The organism is Spiroplasma endosymbiont of Halictus nicosiae (assembly GCF_978018445.1).
Window position 1 is genome coordinate 1,255,261 of the sequence record NZ_OZ389573.1, and the last position, 21,268, is coordinate 1,276,528.

Annotated in this window: 27 protein-coding genes, 2 pseudogenes and 1 riboswitch; of the genes and pseudogenes, 5 read left to right on the forward strand and 24 right to left on the reverse strand. The window is 24.5% G+C overall.

What is annotated here, in order from left to right; translation table 4 throughout:
• Positions 1-19 precede the first annotated feature (19 nt).
• The 11 genes from ACZ91P_RS08705 to ACZ91P_RS08755 all read right to left on the reverse strand — a co-directional run bounded on the left by ACZ91P_RS08705 (position 20) and on the right by ACZ91P_RS08755 (position 7,610).
• Positions 20-442, reverse strand: a complete 423-nt coding sequence (locus ACZ91P_RS08705) for a hypothetical protein (RefSeq protein WP_338989306.1) — start codon at positions 440-442, stop codon at positions 20-22.
• The gene (locus ACZ91P_RS08710; protein WP_338992878.1) at positions 397-681 is read right to left on the reverse strand and encodes a hypothetical protein; all 285 of its coding nucleotides are present in this window, start codon (positions 679-681) and stop codon (positions 397-399) included. Before ACZ91P_RS08710 ends, ACZ91P_RS08705 begins: the two co-directional genes overlap by 46 nt.
• Before the next feature lie 1,003 nt (positions 682-1,684).
• A complete protein-coding gene (locus ACZ91P_RS08715; RefSeq protein ID WP_465155105.1) occupies positions 1,685-3,076 on the reverse strand; it encodes a hypothetical protein in 1,392 nt (463 codons plus the stop codon).
• 78 nt (positions 3,077-3,154) lie between these two features.
• Positions 3,155-3,322 carry a hypothetical protein gene (locus tag ACZ91P_RS08720; protein WP_465155107.1) on the reverse strand — a complete coding sequence of 56 codons (168 nt, stop codon included), beginning with the start codon at positions 3,320-3,322 and terminating at the stop codon, positions 3,155-3,157.
• Positions 3,323-3,649: 327 nt separating this feature from the next.
• Positions 3,650-4,330 carry a hypothetical protein gene (locus ACZ91P_RS08725; RefSeq protein WP_465155109.1) on the reverse strand — a complete coding sequence of 227 codons (681 nt, stop codon included), beginning with the start codon at positions 4,328-4,330 and terminating at the stop codon, positions 3,650-3,652.
• Positions 4,331-4,333: 3 nt separating this feature from the next.
• On the reverse strand, positions 4,334-5,482 hold the full coding sequence (locus tag ACZ91P_RS08730; protein ID WP_465155110.1) for a hypothetical protein: 1,149 nt from the start codon (positions 5,480-5,482) through the stop codon (positions 4,334-4,336).
• Between the two features lie 15 nt (positions 5,483-5,497).
• A complete protein-coding gene (locus ACZ91P_RS08735) occupies positions 5,498-5,725 on the reverse strand; it encodes a hypothetical protein (RefSeq protein ID WP_465155112.1) in 228 nt (75 codons plus the stop codon).
• The gene (locus ACZ91P_RS08740) at positions 5,718-5,924 is read right to left on the reverse strand and encodes a hypothetical protein (protein WP_465155114.1); all 207 of its coding nucleotides are present in this window, start codon (positions 5,922-5,924) and stop codon (positions 5,718-5,720) included. Before ACZ91P_RS08740 ends, ACZ91P_RS08735 begins: the two co-directional genes overlap by 8 nt.
• A gap of 69 nt (positions 5,925-5,993) precedes the next feature.
• A complete protein-coding gene (locus ACZ91P_RS08745) occupies positions 5,994-6,296 on the reverse strand; it encodes a hypothetical protein (protein ID WP_465155116.1) in 303 nt (100 codons plus the stop codon).
• Positions 6,297-6,404: 108 nt separating this feature from the next.
• Complete coding sequence (locus tag ACZ91P_RS08750; protein ID WP_465155117.1) at positions 6,405-7,085, reverse strand: hypothetical protein; 681 nt, start codon at positions 7,083-7,085, stop codon at positions 6,405-6,407.
• A gap of 330 nt (positions 7,086-7,415) precedes the next feature.
• On the reverse strand, positions 7,416-7,610 hold the full coding sequence (locus tag ACZ91P_RS08755) for a hypothetical protein (RefSeq protein ID WP_465155119.1): 195 nt from the start codon (positions 7,608-7,610) through the stop codon (positions 7,416-7,418).
• A 492-nt stretch (positions 7,611-8,102) separates the two neighbouring features.
• On the opposite strand from ACZ91P_RS08755, the gene ACZ91P_RS08760 reads away from it, so the two are divergent.
• From ACZ91P_RS08760 to ACZ91P_RS08770, 3 genes are all read left to right on the forward strand, one after another.
• A complete protein-coding gene (locus ACZ91P_RS08760; RefSeq protein ID WP_465155121.1) occupies positions 8,103-8,549 on the forward strand; it encodes a UPF0236 family transposase-like protein in 447 nt (148 codons plus the stop codon).
• Complete coding sequence (locus tag ACZ91P_RS08765) at positions 8,527-8,730, forward strand: hypothetical protein (protein ID WP_465155124.1); 204 nt, start codon at positions 8,527-8,529, stop codon at positions 8,728-8,730. The genes ACZ91P_RS08760 and ACZ91P_RS08765 overlap by 23 nt, the downstream gene beginning before the upstream one ends.
• 172 nt (positions 8,731-8,902) lie before the next feature.
• Positions 8,903-9,433, forward strand: coding sequence for a hypothetical protein (locus tag ACZ91P_RS08770; RefSeq protein ID WP_465155126.1), 531 nt, complete (start codon positions 8,903-8,905; stop codon positions 9,431-9,433).
• Positions 9,434-9,614: 181 nt separating this feature from the next.
• Here ACZ91P_RS08770 and ACZ91P_RS08775 read toward each other — a convergent pair whose 3' ends face one another.
• Positions 9,615-10,388 carry an Mbov_0401 family ICE element transposase-like protein gene (locus tag ACZ91P_RS08775; protein ID WP_465155128.1) on the reverse strand — a complete coding sequence of 258 codons (774 nt, stop codon included), beginning with the start codon at positions 10,386-10,388 and terminating at the stop codon, positions 9,615-9,617.
• 228 nt (positions 10,389-10,616) lie between these two features.
• On the opposite strand from ACZ91P_RS08775, the gene ACZ91P_RS08780 reads away from it, so the two are divergent.
• Positions 10,617-10,739, forward strand: a complete 123-nt coding sequence (locus ACZ91P_RS08780; RefSeq protein ID WP_465155130.1) for a spiroplasma phage ORF1-like family protein — start codon at positions 10,617-10,619, stop codon at positions 10,737-10,739.
• Between the two features lie 20 nt (positions 10,740-10,759).
• Here the strand turns inward: ACZ91P_RS08780 and ACZ91P_RS08785 are convergent.
• The 11 genes and pseudogenes from ACZ91P_RS08785 to ACZ91P_RS08835 form a co-directional block, all read right to left on the reverse strand.
• Positions 10,760-11,329 (reverse strand): annotated as a pseudogene (locus ACZ91P_RS08785) (spiroplasma phage ORF1-like family protein); the annotation flags it as partial.
• Positions 11,328-11,569: pseudogene (locus tag ACZ91P_RS08790) on the reverse strand (hypothetical protein); the annotation flags it as partial. The pseudogenes ACZ91P_RS08785 and ACZ91P_RS08790, both read right to left, overlap by 2 nt.
• A gap of 352 nt (positions 11,570-11,921) precedes the next feature.
• On the reverse strand, positions 11,922-12,125 hold the full coding sequence (locus tag ACZ91P_RS08795; RefSeq protein WP_465155132.1) for a DUF2649 family protein: 204 nt from the start codon (positions 12,123-12,125) through the stop codon (positions 11,922-11,924).
• A 152-nt stretch (positions 12,126-12,277) separates the two neighbouring features.
• Positions 12,278-12,709 carry a DUF3627 domain-containing protein gene (locus tag ACZ91P_RS08800; protein WP_465155134.1) on the reverse strand — a complete coding sequence of 144 codons (432 nt, stop codon included), beginning with the start codon at positions 12,707-12,709 and terminating at the stop codon, positions 12,278-12,280.
• A gap of 157 nt (positions 12,710-12,866) precedes the next feature.
• Positions 12,867-13,139, reverse strand: coding sequence for a DNA adenine methylase (locus ACZ91P_RS08805; protein WP_465155136.1), 273 nt, complete (start codon positions 13,137-13,139; stop codon positions 12,867-12,869).
• A 1-nt stretch (position 13,140) separates the two neighbouring features.
• On the reverse strand, positions 13,141-13,650 hold the full coding sequence (locus ACZ91P_RS08810; protein WP_465155138.1) for a DNA adenine methylase: 510 nt from the start codon (positions 13,648-13,650) through the stop codon (positions 13,141-13,143).
• Positions 13,651-14,072: 422 nt separating this feature from the next.
• The gene (locus ACZ91P_RS08815) at positions 14,073-14,252 is read right to left on the reverse strand and encodes a hypothetical protein (protein ID WP_465155140.1); all 180 of its coding nucleotides are present in this window, start codon (positions 14,250-14,252) and stop codon (positions 14,073-14,075) included.
• A gap of 259 nt (positions 14,253-14,511) precedes the next feature.
• Entirely contained in the window at positions 14,512-15,249 is a 738-nt protein-coding gene (locus ACZ91P_RS08820) for a Pr6Pr family membrane protein (protein ID WP_465155142.1), read from the reverse strand.
• A 163-nt stretch (positions 15,250-15,412) separates the two neighbouring features.
• A complete protein-coding gene (gene mtnN / locus ACZ91P_RS08825) occupies positions 15,413-16,093 on the reverse strand; it encodes a 5'-methylthioadenosine/S-adenosylhomocysteine nucleosidase (RefSeq protein WP_465155144.1) in 681 nt (226 codons plus the stop codon).
• Positions 16,094-16,097: 4 nt separating this feature from the next.
• Positions 16,098-17,195: a nicotinate-nucleotide adenylyltransferase gene (locus tag ACZ91P_RS08830; RefSeq protein WP_465155146.1), complete on the reverse strand. Its 1,098-nt coding sequence runs from the start codon at positions 17,193-17,195 to the stop codon at positions 16,098-16,100.
• A gap of 241 nt (positions 17,196-17,436) precedes the next feature.
• Entirely contained in the window at positions 17,437-17,973 is a 537-nt protein-coding gene (locus ACZ91P_RS08835; RefSeq protein WP_465155148.1) for a hypothetical protein, read from the reverse strand.
• 86 nt (positions 17,974-18,059) lie between these two features.
• Positions 18,060-18,158: riboswitch (TPP riboswitch) on the forward strand.
• 79 nt (positions 18,159-18,237) lie between these two features.
• On the opposite strand from ACZ91P_RS08835, the gene ACZ91P_RS08840 reads away from it, so the two are divergent.
• Positions 18,238-19,263: an energy-coupled thiamine transporter ThiT gene (locus tag ACZ91P_RS08840; protein WP_465155150.1), complete on the forward strand. Its 1,026-nt coding sequence runs from the start codon at positions 18,238-18,240 to the stop codon at positions 19,261-19,263.
• A 36-nt stretch (positions 19,264-19,299) separates the two neighbouring features.
• On the opposite strand, the gene tkt is transcribed toward ACZ91P_RS08840, so the two are convergent.
• The gene (gene tkt, locus ACZ91P_RS08845) at positions 19,300-21,264 is read right to left on the reverse strand and encodes a transketolase (protein WP_465155152.1); all 1,965 of its coding nucleotides are present in this window, start codon (positions 21,262-21,264) and stop codon (positions 19,300-19,302) included.
• Positions 21,265-21,268: the final 4 nt, after the last annotated feature.

The window sequence follows — 21,268 nt, forward strand, 5'->3', positions numbered from 1 at the left end:
TGTAAATGTTTTCAAGCATCTAATTCGTGCTCTGACATTTTAATATTTCCTTTATAAATATAATTTTTTTAACAACTGGCGATTGTAAAACATAATTTAAATTAAATAGATATTTACATAAAACTTTTAAACCACCAATGAATTTAGGAGTAGATAATGGATTTTTTATTTTTAAACCTTTATGAAGTTGATAATCTTCAATTATTACAACAACTTTATTTAAATAAGAACAAATTTTATTTTTAAATTGATTTAATATTAAATATATATTATTTATTGCTTCTTCTTCATTTTTAGAATTAAAAGTAATATTATTAATTATTTTCTTTTGCAAAACATTATAAATAATAATACCAGTTTGACCAACTCCAGCAGGGTCAATTGCAATAATATATTTTAATTTATTTGTTTTATTTTTTTGTCAATTTGTAATATTTTTCATCCATCGGATGCTAAATCTAAAATATCGTTAATTTTATAATATTGCATATATGAAACAATAACATCTCACTTGTTTTTAAATAAATTTAAGTACATTTTGGCTCATTCTAAACATTGCAAATCATAATGCTTTTTATGATGTGAAATACGACAATTAATAGGTTGACAATTAACTCAATCAAATGATGTTGTTATTTCATTTCAAGTTTTATTAATATATTTGCTTTTATATTCTGTCATTTTATCTATACTCCTTAATTCTTTTTATTTGTTGCTCAAATTTCATCATTAATATCATTTACCGTTACTGGATAAGCTCGTATCATTAATTCTTGTAATTTATTTTTAATTTTTTTATTTCATTTTTTCATCAAATATTTTTCCTTCTGTAAAAAACATAATATTCCTTTATTGGTTAATATTTTGATATTTAGTAAATAATTTATTTTAATATTTAATTACTTGGCCGCCCGCTCCACTTTGAAGGTGGGCGGGGGCGGATAGGATATTTTGATAGAGTTTATCCCCCATACGGAAATAAACAAAACAGTTTACCCAGTTATTAATTACGCTTCATCCATCCCTACACAACTTTATATAAAGAAAATAACCTTTTGGAGTTCCAACCCTCTTGTTTTTTAGTGTCCGATATTGTTTTTTTCGGTTTAACAGCACTTTTTTTATGAAAACAAACCAAAAAACACATGCTCTGACATTTCACAAGTGATTAATCTTGCCGAGAATTAAAGAAATAAATAGGAGTAGTAAATCCAATAGCTTTCACACTTTCTTTAAGGCTTCATGCCATAGATGAGTTATCCATCTTTAAGCATCAAAAAATATTAAGTTTTAGATTGCATTATTCATCAGATAGTATCTTTATTAAAAATTATATTACTAGTTGTTAAACCGAAAAAATATAATAAATCACAGAAAGAAAATTATAAAAATTAACTAATTTGTAGGGAAAAAATAGGTTAATTTTTAATTTTAAAGATACTATCTGATGAATAATGCAAATAAAAAAATCGCTCTAATAAGCGATTACTTTAATTTGTATTTAATTACTTTATTTATAATTTTTATAAAACCTCAACTTTTTTCCGACTACCAATTATTTTAGATAACAAACCAAAATTAGAATAACAAGCATTACGACCACCAGATAAATTAATATCTCTATTAGGAATAAAATTCTCTATATTTGCTTGTGCACATTCAACTTGTAAATTACCCAGATTACTTATTTCAATAGTTTTATAAGCATCTTGAAATTTACTAATCTTTGAATTGTTGGGTCAATTTGTTTTAAATCAATTTCAATTTCATAATAAGCATTCTTAAATTCATCAGAAAATAAATTAATAAAACTATTAGGAGTATCAGAAGAAGCCCGTTTGCATTGTGCTCGTGCAGTAATTTTGGTTAATAATGGTAATACTACATCAGAAGGCATAATATCTTTTGTATATGGTTTGTAGTTATAAGGTACTGGAGGCAATACATATTTTGGATAATTAAATGTTGGTATTTCATAGTCATGTGGTAATAAGAAACTAGTTTTATAATTAGTTGTCATATCTCGTAAATAATTATTTAAAACACTTTTTGTTTTACCTCTGAAACTCCATACAGATAAGCGTAAATAATCTTCTTCATTATTTGTATATGGGTTGTCAGCATAAAAGATAATTTCAAAATTACCTTTATATAATGCTTGTATTGAAAACATATCAAATATATAACTACAATTTGTACCATCAGGTGTTTGTAAGAATTCGCAATCATTATCTTTTTCACTATCATTAACTGGTGTTTGAGCATCAACTGCTCTTACTAATTCATTAATTAAATAAATACGATTAGTTTTAGGCTTTAATTGTTTTAAATTATAAGTTGAATAAGTTATTCGTTCTGTTGGTTTACCATCTTTTTCAAAAACATTGCCTTGTATTTTATCAGTTAATAAAGTAGTAAAACTAAAACTAGTAGCATTAGCACCAATCATAGCACCAATTTTATCATTTCCTTGTTCTCTAAATATTTCAAATGGTAAATAACCTTTACCAGCAGCCTTTTCACCTCAAAAGGCATCATTATAAAAACTATAAACATTAGCACTCATAAAACCATTAAGTCATGGAAAATTAGGTCATTTATCATCTTGTGTAATTATTAAATTACCAATTCAGTCCCAAGGAATACCAAACGAAACAAAGTTTAAAAACTTTCCAATAGCAGGTATCGTAAAAGGATTAAATACTAATTTTTGCGTATAGTTTAAAGGTAATACTGTAATTTGGCGATTAATAAAATTAATCATATTTAAAATATCTCAAACATTACATTTACCCATTTTATTATATTCAATTTGAACATTATCAACTGTATTACCGAATTCATCTTTTCTTCTAAAATATGATGAGGCTTGGGTACTAATAATATTATTAATAGTTCCACTATTTACTTTTACTTTATCTGGTGGAGTAATCATTCAATTTTTAGACCAATAAGGCTTAGAATTTTTGTCTTCTTCCTTAATAGTTGTTCCAACAGTCGGATTGGTTGCTGTTGAACTTGCTTTATCTGTTATTATTATACCCTCATTATTTTTTTCAATTCAAAAATCAGACATTGATTGAATATGTTCTTTTCAATCTTTATATCCAGTAATAATAGTTGGTTGAATACCTTGAATGTTATATCAACTTACTTAGGGTGAAGCATAAGTATTTATTTTATCAGGTGGTGCAGGAAACATGTTATACATTAATAAATCACGAGAATTCATTACTTTTTTATTAAATTCACCTTTAATAATTGGTCTCCCAATAACAGGCATATCAAAAAAGATAGGATTACCATAAAATTTAACTGCCATTGCTCTAACACCTGGGTCTTTTAATAAAATCTCATCTAATTCAACAATACCTTTATTTAGTTTTTTATCATAAGTTATTTTAGGAAAACAATAACCTTCACCTGGGGCACTTGTTTGAATAAATTGTCGTACTGATAAACCACTATTACTAATTTTGTCATTAATACTTGAAAAAGTAATTTCTTGTCATAAGAAATCACCATCTTCTACGGAATAATAATTAATAACATTTGATGGATATAATCATTGTCTATCTTCGGGTGCAGAATTAATATCACCACCACCAATATTTAAACCACGGTCATTAAATACAGTATAAAAATTATATTAATCATTAATATTTAATTTAGTAATATCTTCATCTAAAATTAATAAAGTATATTGTCTTTCAGTTGATTGCTGTGTAAATACTTGTTCAAATTTAGCATCACCAAATTTAATAGAACTTACATCATCAACCATATAAGCATCTCAATATTTACCAACTTTAACCTCTTTTGTATAAAAGTTATCAGATTTATTATCATTATTAATAAAATAACTTAATTTATATTGATTTAAGTATTCTAACATTCTATTAATATTATAAATGTTTTCACCATCAATTAATTTTCAATAAACATTATTATTTTCATCTTTTAATTTTATAGCAAAAGGTGTTTCATTATTGGCTCATATAGTGGAATTAATAGGTTGATTTTTAAAATCATCAATCGTTAAAATATTAATTTCTTCACCTTTATATTTTTGAACTATTTTTAAACTGCCTTGTCATTGTGCAATAGTACTTTCCATATTATCAAATATTCTTGAATAACTACCATAATCACTTGGTTTAGCATTATTAGGTTTTCAACCTGTCTCAGTATCAGGAATATATGAACTATAAACATTAAAAGGAAATACCATTCAATGTCTATGTTCTTTTATACTTTCTCTTATATCTATTGCAGTAGCACCTGCTCCTGTTCTTAATCATTGCATAGCTGCTGGACTAATTTTTTGCATTTGTTAATTCTCCTTAATTTCTGTTCTACCTTGTAAGGCATTTTGATTATTACCAGTTTCATCATATTCTAGTAATTTATTATTATGTTCTATTTCTTTGGCTTGCATTTTATCTTGTCATGCTTCTACTTTTTCAAAATATTTGGTTGCTTCTAATTCATCAATATTATCATATTCAGTAATTGCTCTTATTGGTTCCATTGTACCATTATCTAATCTAGCAGTAATTAATTCATTTTGTCGAATTTGATCTACTAAACTAGCACTAACAAAATCAAATCCATAAGGGAGTTCACCATTTCCATCTCATAAACCATAATATTTTAAAACTGTATCAAACATTTTAGTATAATATTGTTTACGATATGCTTGTAAATATGCTTGTTTTTCTAAATCTTTTGTTTTTTTTATTAATAATTGGGTTTTATTTTCTTCACTATCTGAGGCATCACCAAAAGGACTAGAAAAATGACATGCTATATATACTTGTTCAATAATTGCTTTTTGGTCTTGTGTATATGTTTCTAAGGTTGGTGCCCCTTGTACTACTTGTAAAGATTGGGATAATTGACCATCTACGGCTGATTGACCTGATTGAATAAAAATATCATCAAAAGCATCTTGTAATACTTTTTTATTGCCTTTGTTATAAGCAGTCATTAAATCATCATCTAATACCCCATATCAATGCGTACGATTTGCTCATCTTTCTTTTGATTTAATATTAAAACTATCTTCTAAATCAAATTGTAATTTATAACAATTTGCCATTGTAGGTCATGGATTTAAAGTGGTTGATGTTGATAAAAATGAAGGATTAGGTTCATTTATCATTTCTCAAAAGGGGACTATACCTAATTTGTTTTTAAATTCTTGTACTAAAACAGGTCTAACATCATCTTTAATTTGTGTTTTACTTTGACCAACAACTACTTCATTATTTTTAGGTCAACCTTTAATAACTATTTTATCTTTGGTACAAATTAAATTTAAAATAAAACCACTATCTGATTGATGATAATTTAATCAAATATCAGCACCTTGTTCAATTTCGTTTATTTTACTTACGCGTGATGTAAAGTTAAAGGGGTTAATTCATAAATCAATATTTCCATCACTAGTTTCTAATAAACCAAAGATAGTTTTACCCATTAAACTTGCTGTTAATTAATTTTTATCTAATTTTTCTTTTATTTTATAAGTTTCATATCATCAATTTAATTTTTCTAAAATATCTTTACGATGCGACTTAAATAAAATATCTTTACCATTTATTAATCGCATTTGATGGCGAGCAATAATATTTGCTAAATTAATAGTTCAATCATAATTATAAAATTTTAAAACACTATTAATATCATTTAAGTTTGGTAAACTAGGGAAAGTATTATTCATAGTTATTTTGCTCCTTTAAATTTAAGAAAAGTGCATAATTAATTATATTTACTGTTAATAAACTAGGTTCATTTGCTAAAACTTGTACACATACTTTAACTTTTTGATATTTTTTAATATATTCGTTATATAAATTTAATTTACATATTGCTATATTATCTTTTTTAAATTCTTGACAAAGTTTTTTTAACTTGTTCACAAACAGACATATATGGTCTTTTTGCATTTATTACACGCTCATCATGTATTACATATATATCTTTTTTCATTAAGTTATTCACTCCCTTTGTTGTCATAATTTATAATCTGCTGAACTATTATGTTTAACCATTGGTATTAATTCAAAATGTAAAGCATAAAAATCACTATCAAATGTATCATCGTATAAGTCTAAGATTCGTTCTTCTCTGGAATCTGGTTTATCTTCTCATTGAATTAATTCATATTGAGTTTTACTTACAGGACATTTTTCTCATAATCATTTTAATTGATTAGTATTTATTAACATTGTAAATGCTTCTACACGATGTTTTATTTTAAACTTCTGCTTTTGTGCTGGTTTAAAATGCATATATTGACCAAAAAAATAATTATATTTTTCTCTATTTAAACTTTCTAATGTTGCATAAGCACTGTCATCAACATTAATTGATATACCTTGCTGAATTAAATTAAAATATTAGTTTAATTGATTGTTGTAAAACTCTAAAATATCTTTTACTTGTTCTAATGGTCCTTTAAATTGTTGTGTAGCATTTGAGTGTGTATATTCTGCTACTTTATATGCTTTTTTATCAAATGAATTATATATTCAAAAGCTCGCCGCTGTTGTATGTCCTTTGGGACTAGTAGAGTTTGCTAAATCAACACCACCTAATAATTTAGTTGGTTGAATAATATCTGTTGCATGCATAATATCAATATATCGCGCAAAGATTGAACCACTAGTATTACCAGGCAAACCTCAACTCCATACTCTTGATCTTTCAACATCTAATTGCTCTAACCTTAATTGCTCATTAATTTTATCTTGTGGTAATTCATAATTAAGTCTTCAACTAGAATAATGAATAATAATCTTCATATTTCATTTTTTAATATATTTAATTTGTTCATATTTACTACGCATTATTTCTTCATTAAAAGGTAATAATTCATTACAATAACCAACAATATATCTTTTTAAGCTTTCAGGATTACAGGTATTAATTGTTATTTTATTTTGATAACCACGAATAGCAAATTCTAAATCACTTAAATCTTTTTGTTGAAATTGATCACATTCTTCTCTTCAATCAAAAGCTTTTAATTTTTTTTCGACTTGGTGAATGTAAACCTTTACAATATATTTTGCTACCATTTAATAAAGTAAAAATAAAATTTGATAAATTAATAGTATAAGGTATATTATTTTCATCTAACATATTTCATATATTTTGAAATACACTATCTTTTAAATCTTTACTCCAATACATACTAGCAATAATACAAATTGGTTCTTTAATTAATAAACTAATTTTTAATAATTCACCAAACATTTTTATATTTGAAATAGTCTTACCACTATATCGTGTCCCAATTTGATTAATTTCATTAACTAACTCATATTTTTTAGCAAATGGATATTTATTACCAATACCTACTATTTTGTAATAACCAATAAGGAATTTCTAACAAATAAGTAAAATGATTAAGAATTATTATCACTTTCTTTTTTAATATCTCTAATATCCGTTTGTAAATTAACAATTATTGGTTGTTGATTATTTAAGTTTAATTCTTGTTCAAGTTCTTTTTCTTGGATTGAATACTTATAATTAAACGCTCGTTGTCAATATAATTTAGCACCATCAGGTGATTTCATCATAAACTCTATTATTTCCATTTCTATTTTTTGAATATTTCTTTCAATTAATGGAATTATGTTTTCGCTCCGGTAATTTTCTTGTCTTCAATGCTTAGAAAGATTAAGTTTATTGGTTAAATGACTAACAGAATATAATTGATTGGGTTTCTTATCGGTTCAAAATTCTTCTATTTTACGCTTAAATGTGCTTAAACTTGCTTTTTTGGATTAAATTCTTTCATTTTTTACTCCTTTTTGCATATTAAAATTGCTATTATTTAAACAATATGATTAAATAAAAGAGTAATTAATCCTGAAAATATAACAAAAGAACCAACTTGATTCTTTTTTTATTACCTATATTTTACATCAAAATAAAAAAAAGTAAAGTAATTTACTTTTTTCAGTTAAATTAATTTGCTAATAATTAATATTTTAATTATAACACAATAAATAAAAAATAATATCTTTTTTTTGCATTTTCATTATTTTTGTGCTAAAGTCCTAAACTATAGAAAAGAGGGTATAAAAATGATAAATGTTGATAACAATTTTTTAAAGAATTTTATTAATTTATTAAATATACAAAGTATTGAAATTATTCAACAAAGTTTAGAAGATTGTGATGAATGAATTTTTAAAAATTATAAAATTGATGAAACTTTAAAAGAATTTAAAAATTATAAAGTAAAAGAAATAAAGCCAAGAAAATTAACTATTTTAAATGGGAAAATAACTTTTAAAAGAAGAAAATATTATAAAATTAATCAAGAAACAGGTAAAGAAGAATATATTTTTCCTTTGGATAAACTTTTAGGAATTAAAAAATGACAAAGAATAGATAATTCTGTTAAAGAAAAAATATTATCATTTATTGGCAATAAAAAAAACATATCAAGATATTTTAGATACTATGGAACATGTAAAAATTTGTATAAAAACAATTTCAAATATTATGAAAAATGCAAAAATTGATAAAGAATATTATATTAATAAAACTGATAAAAAAATGAAGGTACCCCATACTTTATATATTCAAATTGATGGAACTTATTTAAAAATGTGAAATGAAAATAAAAAGGGGAAAAAAAATATAGTATATTTTCAACTATTCATACTGGTTTTGATAAAACAAAATCAACTAAAAAAAGACCTGTAATTGCAAATAAATTAGGAGTTATAGAACTAGATAATATTCCAGAATATATTAAAAAAATAGTAAATTAATTAATTTTGTTAGTAAATTACTTACATTAATTACAAGTTATTATGATATTAATGACAATATTGAATTTATGCTATTAGGAGATGGTGCACCTTGAATTAAAAATATGGCAAAATTTATTCAAGAATATTTTCCTAAAAATAAAGTACATTACACGATAGATAAATTTCACCTTACAAGTAGATTTAAAAAATTAAATCCTTATCAAAGTAAAAACAAAGAAAACAGAGAAACATACCATAAAGCAGTCGATTATTTTTTTAATGGTAAATATGAAGAATTATTAGAACGCTTAGAAAACAGTGCTTCTTTTATAAAAGAATCAAAAATGAAATTCTTAAAAGAGACAATTAAATTAATTAAAAATAATGAAGAAGGTGTCAGAAATCAAACATTATGAAATAATATTGGTTGTCATATTGAGGGTGATATATCACATTACTGTAAAGGTGTTTTGGTTAAAAAAGCAACTTATCATGAAAAAACTCTTAAAAATAAATTAAATACTAGTATGATGAATTTTAAAAATAAAATTAATTTATTTAATACTAATGAACCATCAGAAGAAAATAGAATTAATTATTCAGTTAATAATTTTGTAAATAATAATTTACAACCAAACTTATATTTTTATTAATTTTATCTAATAAATTAAATAACTTTAATAAACATGTATTTTTGTCGTGGAAAAATTTAAAAAATGTTAAAATATTGTTGACAATAAAATTAAAAGTAATATAACTTAGATAAATAAGTGGTATTTTTATTCCACAATTTCTAAGATATTAATTAAAACCCTTAAATAATACATACAGCCATTATTTTAATTCTCTTATTGCATGAAATCTATCAAATATAAACATACCATCTAAAATTTTAGCAGTTTTTTTAATTCATTTAGCACTATCCCCACCAATAATTAATTTAATATTTTCATAATTTTTAAAAAATTTTTGAATTTGTTTTTTAATAAATAAAGCATTAAATTCTGCTCCTTGAGTTTTCTTATTAAGAAAAAAATAACAATATTTTTTATTTAAAGATTTATTATTTTCTTTTCCAGTATTAAATGAAATTATTCTAACAGTTTGCAAATAAGATTTATTATTTTTATTTTTTAAAGTTACATGTGCATCATTCAAATTGATATATAAATTTTCTCAATTTTTTAAATCTATTTTTTTATCTTTTCTTTTTATTAATGCTTTTCGTAAAATACGCGAAACAGATGAAAAATGCAATTTACAATTAAACATATCTAATATATTACTATATCTTTTATTTTTTAATATTTCAGCAATTATTTTTAATTTTAAATCATTAATTATTCTTTGTCATTTTTCAACTCCAAATTGTTTATCAACAAGAGGAACATATTTTCACTTACCCTTATAAAGATATTTGTAAATTCTTCTCTTATAAATTAATATTCCAAATTCTGTTTTAATTTTTCTAGTTTTTATTTCTTTTACAAAATATTTTATTTTATCTCGTTTTTTAAAAATTATATTATCAATTCTTTCTATCTTTTCTTTTAACTGATTTAAAGCATTTTCATAAATATTTGCACTAAATTTATTAAAATTAAACATTTTATTATTTCCTTTCTTTATAGATATAATCCACAACAACCACCAGAAAATAGTAATTGAAAATTAATTAATTATAATAATTTAGAAAATGAATTTAAAAAACAAAATAATAAATGATATATATTAAAATATAAAAATCAAATAATTTTAAAAGAAAAATATACTCAAAAAGATAAAATTAGAATTAATAATTTTGAAAACTATAAAATTATAAAATTTGGAAAAAGAATGATACAACAATTTAATAATAAACCAATAGAATTAATATTTTATCGTTGAGATGGAGTTAATGAAGCACAAACACCCGAAATTGATAAGGATACTGGCAAAATTACAGATTGAAAAGAATAAAAGGACTTTATTAGTCCTTTTTATATTAATCGTACAAATTTCATAAAAATAATTAATAAAAATATATTTGTTATTGTATTATATAATGCTGGACTAAATTTTCATACCTCAAATGTTTGATTAAAAAAACTATATATTGTTTCAAAAATTTTTCCAACTCCACTCGCTAATTCATTAACTTGTTTTACACCGGGAATATTATTAACAATTCAAATTGCCGCATTACGAATATGACATGCTAAGTTATATCAACTACAACTTTCATATTGTGCTTGTCATAATTGACCATCGGGAAATAATCCACCATTATTTATTTCTTGTCAGTTATAAATACCAAAATTAAAATCATAATAACAATACATATCATTTTCTTTTTGTGCTTGTAATTCAAAAACATTATAACCAATTTTTTGTTCTTCAATTTTTTTATATTTTAAACCATATTTTTCTTTTAAAGCACCTTTAAAAACATAACCTTCATTTTGATTAATATTATAATCATTTGAAACTGAAAAATCATAATTAAATACATCTACATAATTTGTATTATAAAACCGATTTTTAAACGCTGAATACAATTTAATATCTAATAATTACTGATAACGGATTATCTCAAATAAAGTAAACTAAACGAAAGACATTTAACTGATAAAAAATATTTTTTCAAACTCACCAAACAAAATATACACATTGTAAAGCAAATAATAGTCAAAATACTAAACCAGTATAATTTAATGAAATTATTCAAAGTAACAAATCAATTAGACTAAAAAAACCATTGAACCACTAATATAACAAAAATTTATTAGAAAAAATACAAACTTTTTCATTTTACCTCCAATAGTTATTTATAATTAAACTAATATTATTATGGTTTTCTCTCCTCACAAATCAAAAAGGAGAGTGATAAAAATTAAGAAAATTTTAAAAATAATTTTAATATTATTGCCTATTATTAAAATTATAAACTTTTTAATTAATCCTATCGGAAAATTAATTACTACAATTAATTTTGTAGAATGAATATTTAAAAATATTAGTCAAATAAATGCAAAAAAAATATTTTTTACAACATTTTTTATATTAATAATTACTGAATTCATAATGAAAATATATATTATATTCAAAAAAAGATTTTAAAATTTTGTGGGGAGAGAAAACCATAATAATAACAAAACTTAATTATTTAAAATAACTAACTATTTTAAAAACCATTCACAATAAAAACCAAGTTAAAAATAAAATAACAATTCAAATACCAATCATAAAAGTTAAATATTCATTTTGAGTCAAAGTTCAGTTTATAATACTTTTAACATTAGATTTATCAATAAATAAAAATACATGAATAAAAAACTGTTTTAATTTTTCTCAATCATTTTGCATATTTAAAAACTCCACATTTTTTGAATAAGTTTAAAAAACATACCAAAAAATAAAACGATAAATAATACAAACGATATAACATATAAAAACTCAGGGGCATTTGAACCAATAATATAACTTACAAATTGAACTCAATAATTATATAAACTCATTTAATTTAAATCTTTCAAATCATTAATCAATTCTTGTTGTTTTTCAACAGTTCAATTTGTTAAATTATTTTTAGTTGTTTTTAATTTTTGTGGTTCAGCAGGGAATAATGCTTTTTTCATTTGTGTAAAATAATTTTGTTTATATTGATTATACAAATTAATTATTTGTGTTCCAGTTAAATATTTTCAAATATGTCGTTTTAAATTTTCATCATATTTTACAATAGGATAAGAATTATCATAAATCAAACCAATAGCTACTTGATCAGAATGTTTTTCACTATAATAAATAAACTTATTATTTAATCAAAAACCAATATGTTTATTGTGGTTAGGTAAATTTATAAACGAAGCTTTATCAGTTTGAAAAACTATAAATTCTGTTCGAATAAAATAATTTTGTACGTTAATATTCTTTTTATAAAAAATCATAAAAACACCTTACTTTCCATATTATATTTACACAATGCCGTATTAAAACCACTTTTATAACTTGGTTTATGATAGATTACTCAAAACAAACTACCAACAAATTTTTTATTCAAAATAGAATTACAAATTTGACATTTAAGTTTAATAATTAATCACACTACCTAAAATTTGTAATAATTAATTCTTGGCCAAGTTTTGGCTTTTTATTATGACAATTAGTAGAACTATACACTCATTCAAATTCATTAATATTAAATTCTTTAAACAAGTCTTTAATAAATTCAGAATTATCAATACTTAAAATTCATTTACCTTTAATCTTTAAAATATTATTTTTTAGTTCATAAAAGTTCATTTTTGAATGTTTATAAACTTTTCCTTTATTATAATAATATGGTGGATCTAAATATCAAACAATATTTTTATCCATATTATTTATTAATAATATTTTTATAGTCCAAATTATAGAACTCAATATTATTTTTAGGATCAACTAATAGTTTTCTAACATTTTGAATTCTCAATAATTTATTAACATTAAAATTTTGTTGTAATCTTTTATCTGTTCAAGTACCTCATTTTTCACCATTAAATGGTAATGCGTTCTTAATTAAAAATTCTTCACCAAAATTTAAACAATAATCATCAAACATTTTTTCTTTCAATTCATTAATAGTTTTTGAATTAGAATATACTAATTTTTTCAAATAATCCAATTCAATTAAATGAATACCATATTGTCAAAATTCAATTAAACTAGTATGCAAATCATTAAAAACTACTTTGTTACATAACTGCTGGTCTAACACATTTAATCCAACTGAAGCACCGCCACAAAATAAATCTATAAATTTATCAAATTTAGCCGGTAATAATGCTTTAATTTTATCAAAGTGTTTTGCTTTTCCACCTGGTCAAGACAACGGACTAATAAATTTCATTCTAATCCTCCTTTACTATAAAATGTTTAAATGATGTATATGTATTGTAATAAACATTGTTAAATATATAAAATTAAAAATTAAGGCACACTGAAAATAACTACTTAGTTTTAACTAATAGCTATTAAAATATAAAATTATACGTTTATAATTATCAACTAACATAAAAGCTAGTGTGCCATAATGGATCAGTTATAATAAATATTAAAAGCCTTTAAGCATGACACGGAAAAAGTTTAATATTTTAATAATTACTCAAATTCCAAATGGAATTAAAATAATTCAAGCATAACCTAAAAAGGTCATTAATTGTGGTAACACAGCATAAACAGCATCTTTAACCTTTCATCATTGCTTGTCCCAAACCGCTTCAAATAGAATCCATTCCACCTGAAATAGTAGGAGTATCTGCAGCTAGAAAATTAACAGCTGTTGTTAAATACATACCTAACATTATTCTTTATCCTCCTTGTTTTCAATTTCTTTTTTTCTTTTTTCTTACCTCGAATTTGACGAATTTTTTGATAAATCGTTAAACCAATTCAAGCAAGAATTCCTAAAATAATAACAATACTAAATATTCATGTTAACCATACTGGCATAATTTAATTCCTCCTAAAAATTTAGCTTGCGCGGCACGCTCCTCGTGTTCACTACGCTCAAAAATAAACAATATTGAATAAATTACGCGAATAATTTATTCATTTTCTTTTACATTATTAGTTACTATCTTATTAACAGTATTAATAACATTATCTTTTCCATACTTAATTACTAAGGACCGCAAAATAAAATAATGTTTTGTTTGCATAATTTCAACTCCTTAAATTAAATTTTCTATACATAAAAGAAAAAACAAGATTATATCTTGTTTTTAACTAACAACCCGTATCTTTGCAACACTCCCAAAATTTTTTGCTTGTTGATATGTTTTGTAACTTTTAACATACTAAAATGATATAAGCCTCCAAAAGCAGCAATAATCCCTGAAATTAAAATAATAGCAATTATAAATCAAACAATACCAGGTAGACCTTGTACTTTTGGATTTGTAATTTGTAAAAAGAAATATTGATATGCAATCTTTAGATGCATTCCACTATATTCACATAATATTCCTTTAATAACTCCATAAACACAATATAAAATTGGATAAATAAAATATCACCCTAATTTTTGTCGATAAAATTGTTTTGTTGAAACTAATGGTGACTGCTTAGCAAAGATAACAATATAAATAATTGTTAATACTGGTACAACAGCATGCAGAATAATTTGCTCTGTTCACTGTAGAGACCCTCACATTAAATCTTTATTTTTTAAGATTGCTGGTAATAATACGAAATTGTAAATTAAACAAGTAACGGTAATATACACAGCAACTGATAATGAGAAATATGTTTTTAATGGTTTAATAATTCCTTCTTGCCGATGGCAAATAATTGCAATTATAAATCAAATTAATACTAAAAAAATTGATTGTGTTGTAAAAAATGAAATTCATCATATTGTGTAACCAGCATAATTTCAATGACTAATTGCGCCTGTTTGATCATAAACAGCTCATAAATATGTTGTTTGGTTATTACTGTCCGTCACAATCATTTTGTCTAAATGCAGTAAATTAGTTAAATAATTAGTTAGTAATCCAAATAAAGCAACTAATGCAATAATTATTTTGAATCAAAACCGTCAGTCACGACATTTAATCCCTCTTTCTATTTGATAACATTGTTTAAATTATATCTTAATTTTTAATTTTTTATTCTTGATTATTAAATAATTCTGCTGAAATTAATTCACAAATTAAAATTCCTGCTTGTGATAAATTTTGTTTAAATTGTATTGTTGAACTTTTCTTATTTGCTTGTAAATAATCTGTAACAATTTTAATACTAACAATTGAAATCTGATAATTTAAAGCAACTTGAAAAAAAGCACAACCTTCCATATCAACTACATCAATCTTATTTTTAAATTTAGTTTTAATATGCTTAAAATATTCTATTTTATCAATAAAAATATCACTACTGCCTAAAACTGCTGTTTGAATGTATGGCATTTTTGTTGTAATTGTAGCTATTAATTTTTTATTACTATAATAACTAGGTAATTCGCCAGGGATTTGCCCCATTGCATAACCAAACTCTTGGGCATCAGCAAAAGCATAGTAAGCTTCCGTAATTGCTAAAACTGATAATGGTTTAAAATTTGGTTTTAAAGTCCCAACTGTTCCAAGATTATAAACTGTTTTAATTGCATAATCTTTAAGTAAGGTTGTTAAAGTCATAGCAGCATTAACTAACCCAATTTTGCTAATTGCAAATAATCAATTATCTTTTTGATATACTTCAATCTGGGTATATTTATCAACTATTGTTGGTTTTAAAACATTTAAAGTTGCTGCCAATTCCTCTTTCATTGCACTAATAATTAAATTCATAACGTTATTTATCCTCTTTTCATTGCTGATAAGTCAATTGTATATTTTTTCCTAAATGCTCAAGGCCTTGCTTCACGACTGCTCGTTCAAATTGAACTATTAATAATTCTTGAAATGCCTTTACTAAATCTTTTTGGGCTAATGTTCGATAATAATCAACTTTTGAATAATTTCGTTCACTACTAATTTTATCCGCAATAAAAATTAGCATTTCAAATAAAGTCATTTCTGGTCGACCAACAGTATGCCATTTAATTGCTGATAAAATATCTTCATCATTAAATAATAAATCATATTTTAAATGGCAATAACCAGTATAAGCATGCCAAGTAGCAATTGGCTCTGATAAAAACGTTGGTAAATATTTTGTTAGATATGCTTTTTGTTTTTGTTCTAATCATTGTTTTGTAATATCATGATAAGTCCCAGCAATTAAAGCTTTTTGCAGATTTAACTTATGAACTAATGCTAATTCCCGCGCTTTTTGGCCAACATTTAAACAATGTTGATAGCGTTCCTTATCCATATTTTGGCCTAGTCGTTCTGGCAAATATAATAAATTATTATTAATATAATTCGTAATATTTGGCAATTGTAATGCAATGTTTTTTCCTTCTCGTAACATTGTTGATGATAAATGTAAATTATTATGAAATGGAAGTAACATTGCTTGATATTGTTTTAAAATTGTTTGATCAATTGGTTCATTTCGTTGGAAAACAATAAAAGTTTGCATTCTTGCTAATTCATTAATATTGTTTCATTTATTTAACGATGCTAGTTGATCAGAACCAATCATAAAATAAAACTGATGATGAGGAAATTGCTGTTGCAATTTTAAAACAGTTTCATATGTTGTACTAGGCCTTGCATTTTCTAATTCAATTAAATTAATTTTAACATCCACTAAATCAGCGATTGCTAAATTAATCATTGCGACACGATCCGTAGGGAGAGATAATTTTCGTGTTTTAAAAGGATTCTGATTTGTTGGAATAATTCAAATTTCATCAATATCTGTTTTTGTTTTAACAAGATTAATCATTGCTAAATGGTCAGTATGAAATGGGTCAAAACTACCACCAAATAATGCTATCTTCATTTATTCTTCCTCCCAATCCAAAAATAACAACAAATTCAAATAAAATAAAAATTATTCATCTTTATTTTTAATTCCTAATTCAACTAAAACATCTTCGACAGTATCACGCACAACTTCTTGAAATTGTTTAATAGATAATGTAATGGTAACATTTTCTTTTTCACTTAAATCATTAGCAATTTTTTTTGGTAAGTTTTGTTTAAAAGTATTAATTTCATTTTTATTACCAGTAATTGTAACTTTATTTTTTTTTTACCCCTTTTGGGAGATTCTCTTCTAATGGTTCACCATTATGGTCTAACTCTAACTTATCATCATCACGATGAGAAATTTTAATGCGATCCATAATATATGCCATTCGATCATTAAAATTCCGTTCTTTAATTTGATTTAGCATTTGTTGAAATTCATTTGGTTGAACTTGTGAACTATCACGTAATTTTTTTAATTGTTCTAAACGTTCTAAAACATTTTCATGTTCATTAACAATATATTCTTCTTTGTATTTATTAATTTGATGACGTGCATTTTGAACAAGGCTATGAATATTATTAACATTCTCTTGGTTCGATGGTTTGATGTGTTTTTCAGTATTTCTAATTTTAGAATTTTCTGAGTTATTTACCATTACTTTTGTTGATTGTGGCACTTTAAAGTCAATTGTTTCATCACTAAAATTAACCCCACTAAATGCTTCAATTTCATCATCAAAAGCACTAGCTGTTTCTAAATTTACTATTTTTTGTTCAGTTTTTTTTCGTTTTCATCATTTAAACATATCTTTGCCTCTAATTCCATATACATTATTATATAATAAATTATTAAAATTTCTTGCAGTTTTTTCCAACAATGTTAAGATAATATTGTAATTGACAGAGGTAACTTATAAAACATAAGTTTGAGAAATACTCTTCGAACCTGATCTAGTTAACACTAGCGTAGGGAGTTCAAATTTGTTATTTATTTAATTTAATAAATTTAATTTGATGCTCACTTTCACAGAAGTTAATTACAAAATTATTTGTGTAAGGAGATTTTTTATATGGTTACAGCCCCATCTTTTAAGGTTAAGTTAAACCAACAAAACATTATTTTATGATACAATAAAGCAACAATTTTTATTGTCATAAGTTTATACCTTGGTATTTTAATAACGCTTAGTATTTTACCACTATCAAGATTAAGTAAACTATTTCATTTAAATAATGACCAATATTTTAAAAATATATGAGTTTTTTGTTTAACGACTTGTGGACTTGGTTTAATATTTAGTATCATATCTGCAATAAGTGTTTGATTAACAAATTATGAAGAATATATTAATTATAAGTTTCAGTTTATTATTTTAAATATTATTAGTTTGAATGTTCTTAATTTAATTAGTAATATTATTATTTATAGTTATGAAATAAAGGTTAGTGATTTATTATTTACTAATACTATGAAACGAAAACGATTTTTAATTAATTTAGGAATTTGAAAATGAAAAACATTTGATATTGTTATTATTGCGATGTTTGTAGCAGTAACCTTAGCTTTAGCATATTTAGAAACATTATTGCCTAACTTACCATATGGCGGTGGCATTGGTTTAAAATATCTTCCACTTATCGTTATTGCTTTTTTACACTCAGCAATCGCTGGTTTTATAACTGGGAGTATTAGTGCCCTGATGTCATTGCTATTTATTGCTTCAAATTTTATTCTTTCACCATGATCATATTTATTAGATTATTTTGTTACAATGATTATTCCAACAATTACGGGTTTTATGCGTTTTAAAGTTAATAATAACAAAAAATATATTACTTATGTTAATTATATTATTATTTGTTTTAGTATTATTACTCTTATTTACTTGTCACAAGTATTAGTTGGTGTTTTAATTTGAACAACTTTATTCCCTGATTCAGTTTGACCAGGTTATAGTAATTGATTATATGCCATTGTTTATAACTTTATTCATAGTTTTCTTTTTACATATCCAATTATCCAAATTGTTGTTCCTTTTATTTTACGTAGTTTAGCTCCCATTTTTTGACAACGTTATTTAAAATATGATAGTTAAATAAACAAGAGAACAATAAAAATGCAATTATCATTTTTATGATGATTGCATTTTTTTATTAATAGCATTAACAATGTTTTCTACATTAAAACCAAAATATTCTAATACATCTTGAAATGGTCCTGATTGTCCAAAAGTGTTAATTCCAAAATTCAAACCATTATTTGAAGTATAACGTTCTCAACCAAAGGTTGCTCCTAATTCAATTGACGCAATTAAAGCTGTTGGTTCTAACAATTTTTGTTTATAGGCAGCATCTTGTTGCTCAAATAATTCTCAACAAGGCATTGATACTACTTTTACTTTAATTTTTTTATCATGTTCTAATTTGTTTGCAACAGCAATTGCGATGCTAACTTCACTACCAGTTGCTAACAATACAACATCATTATTATCTTCTTGTCCATAAACTTGATAAGCTCCTTTTTTCACTGCCTCAACATTTGAATGTTCTAATTCTGGTAAATCTTGTCGTGTAATTAAAATAACACTTGGAATATGTTTTGACTGTAAAGCGATATGATAAGCTCCTAATGTTTCATTAAAATCAGCTGGACGAAAAACATTTAAGTTTGGCTGACTACGTAACATTGCTAATTGTTCAATTGGTTGGTGCGTTGGACCATCTTCACCAACAGCAATTGAATCATGCGATAAAATATAAATAGCTGGAATTTCCATTAATGAACTTAAACGAATAGCTGGCTTCATATAATCAGCAAAAACAAAGAAACCACTTGCAAAAGAAATTAATCCACGGTGTAAACAAATTCCATTATTAATGGCTGCCATTGCAAATTCACGCACTCCATAAGCTAAATTTCGGCCTAATCGATTTTCAGGACTATAAACACCATCAGTTCCCTTTGCTTTTGTACTACCACTTAAATCAGCACTACCACCAATTAAAGCTGGAATAATATTAGAAAGATGGTCAAGGATTGCCCCGCTACTAATTCGTGTTGCTTGTGGCTTAATTGGTTTTAAATCACGAAAATCTTGTGGATTAAAATTAAAATTACCATAAACGGCATCATCAAGTTCTTTTGCTAAAGTAGAATTTTCTTTGCAAAAACCTTGATACATTTCTAATCATTTCTGATATTTTTTAATTCCTCGTTGTTTAACATTGATTTCAAAATCCTTATAAACTTCATTAGGAACTTCAAATGATTTATAATCTCATTTTAACATTTTACGAACTATTTCAATATCACTTCCTAACGGCGCACCATGTACTGCTGGTGTACCTTGTTTTGTTACCCCATCACCAATTATTGTTTTTACTTCGATTAATGTTGGTTTATCACTTTTTTTTGCTTTTATAATAGCTTGATCAATTGCTTCAATATCATTACCATCTTTAACAAAAAGATAATTTCAATTTGCTGCTTTAAAACGATCAGCAATGTTTTCACTTTGTGCAACATTAACCATATTATCTAATTGCACATCATTAGAATCAAATAATACAATTAATTTATTTAGTTTTCAATGTCCTGCTAAAGATATTGCTTCTTGTGTAACTCCTTCTTGTAAATCACCATCACCACATAAAACATAAGTATAATGATCATAAAGAGGATATTTATTGGTATTGTATCTTGCTGCTAAATGCGTTTCTGCTAACGCTAAACCAACTGCTGCTGCAAGTCCTTGGCCAAGAGGACCCGTTGTCACATCCACTCCGGGCGTTAAATGTGATTCCGGATGACCAGGCGTAATTGAATCAACTTGACGAAAATTTCGTAAATCATCAATATTAAGATCAAATCCTGATAAATGCAATAACGAATATAATAAAGCACTACCATGTCCTGCTGCTAAAACAAAACGATCACGATTTGTTCATTTATCCACTTGTGGGTTAACAACTAAGTGTCTTGTGAATAAAGTATATGCCATTGGCGCAGCACCAAGAACAATTCCTGGATGACCTGAATTTGCTTTATTAATTGCTTCAATTCCCAACATTTTGATTGTATCAATTGATTTTTTCATTTTA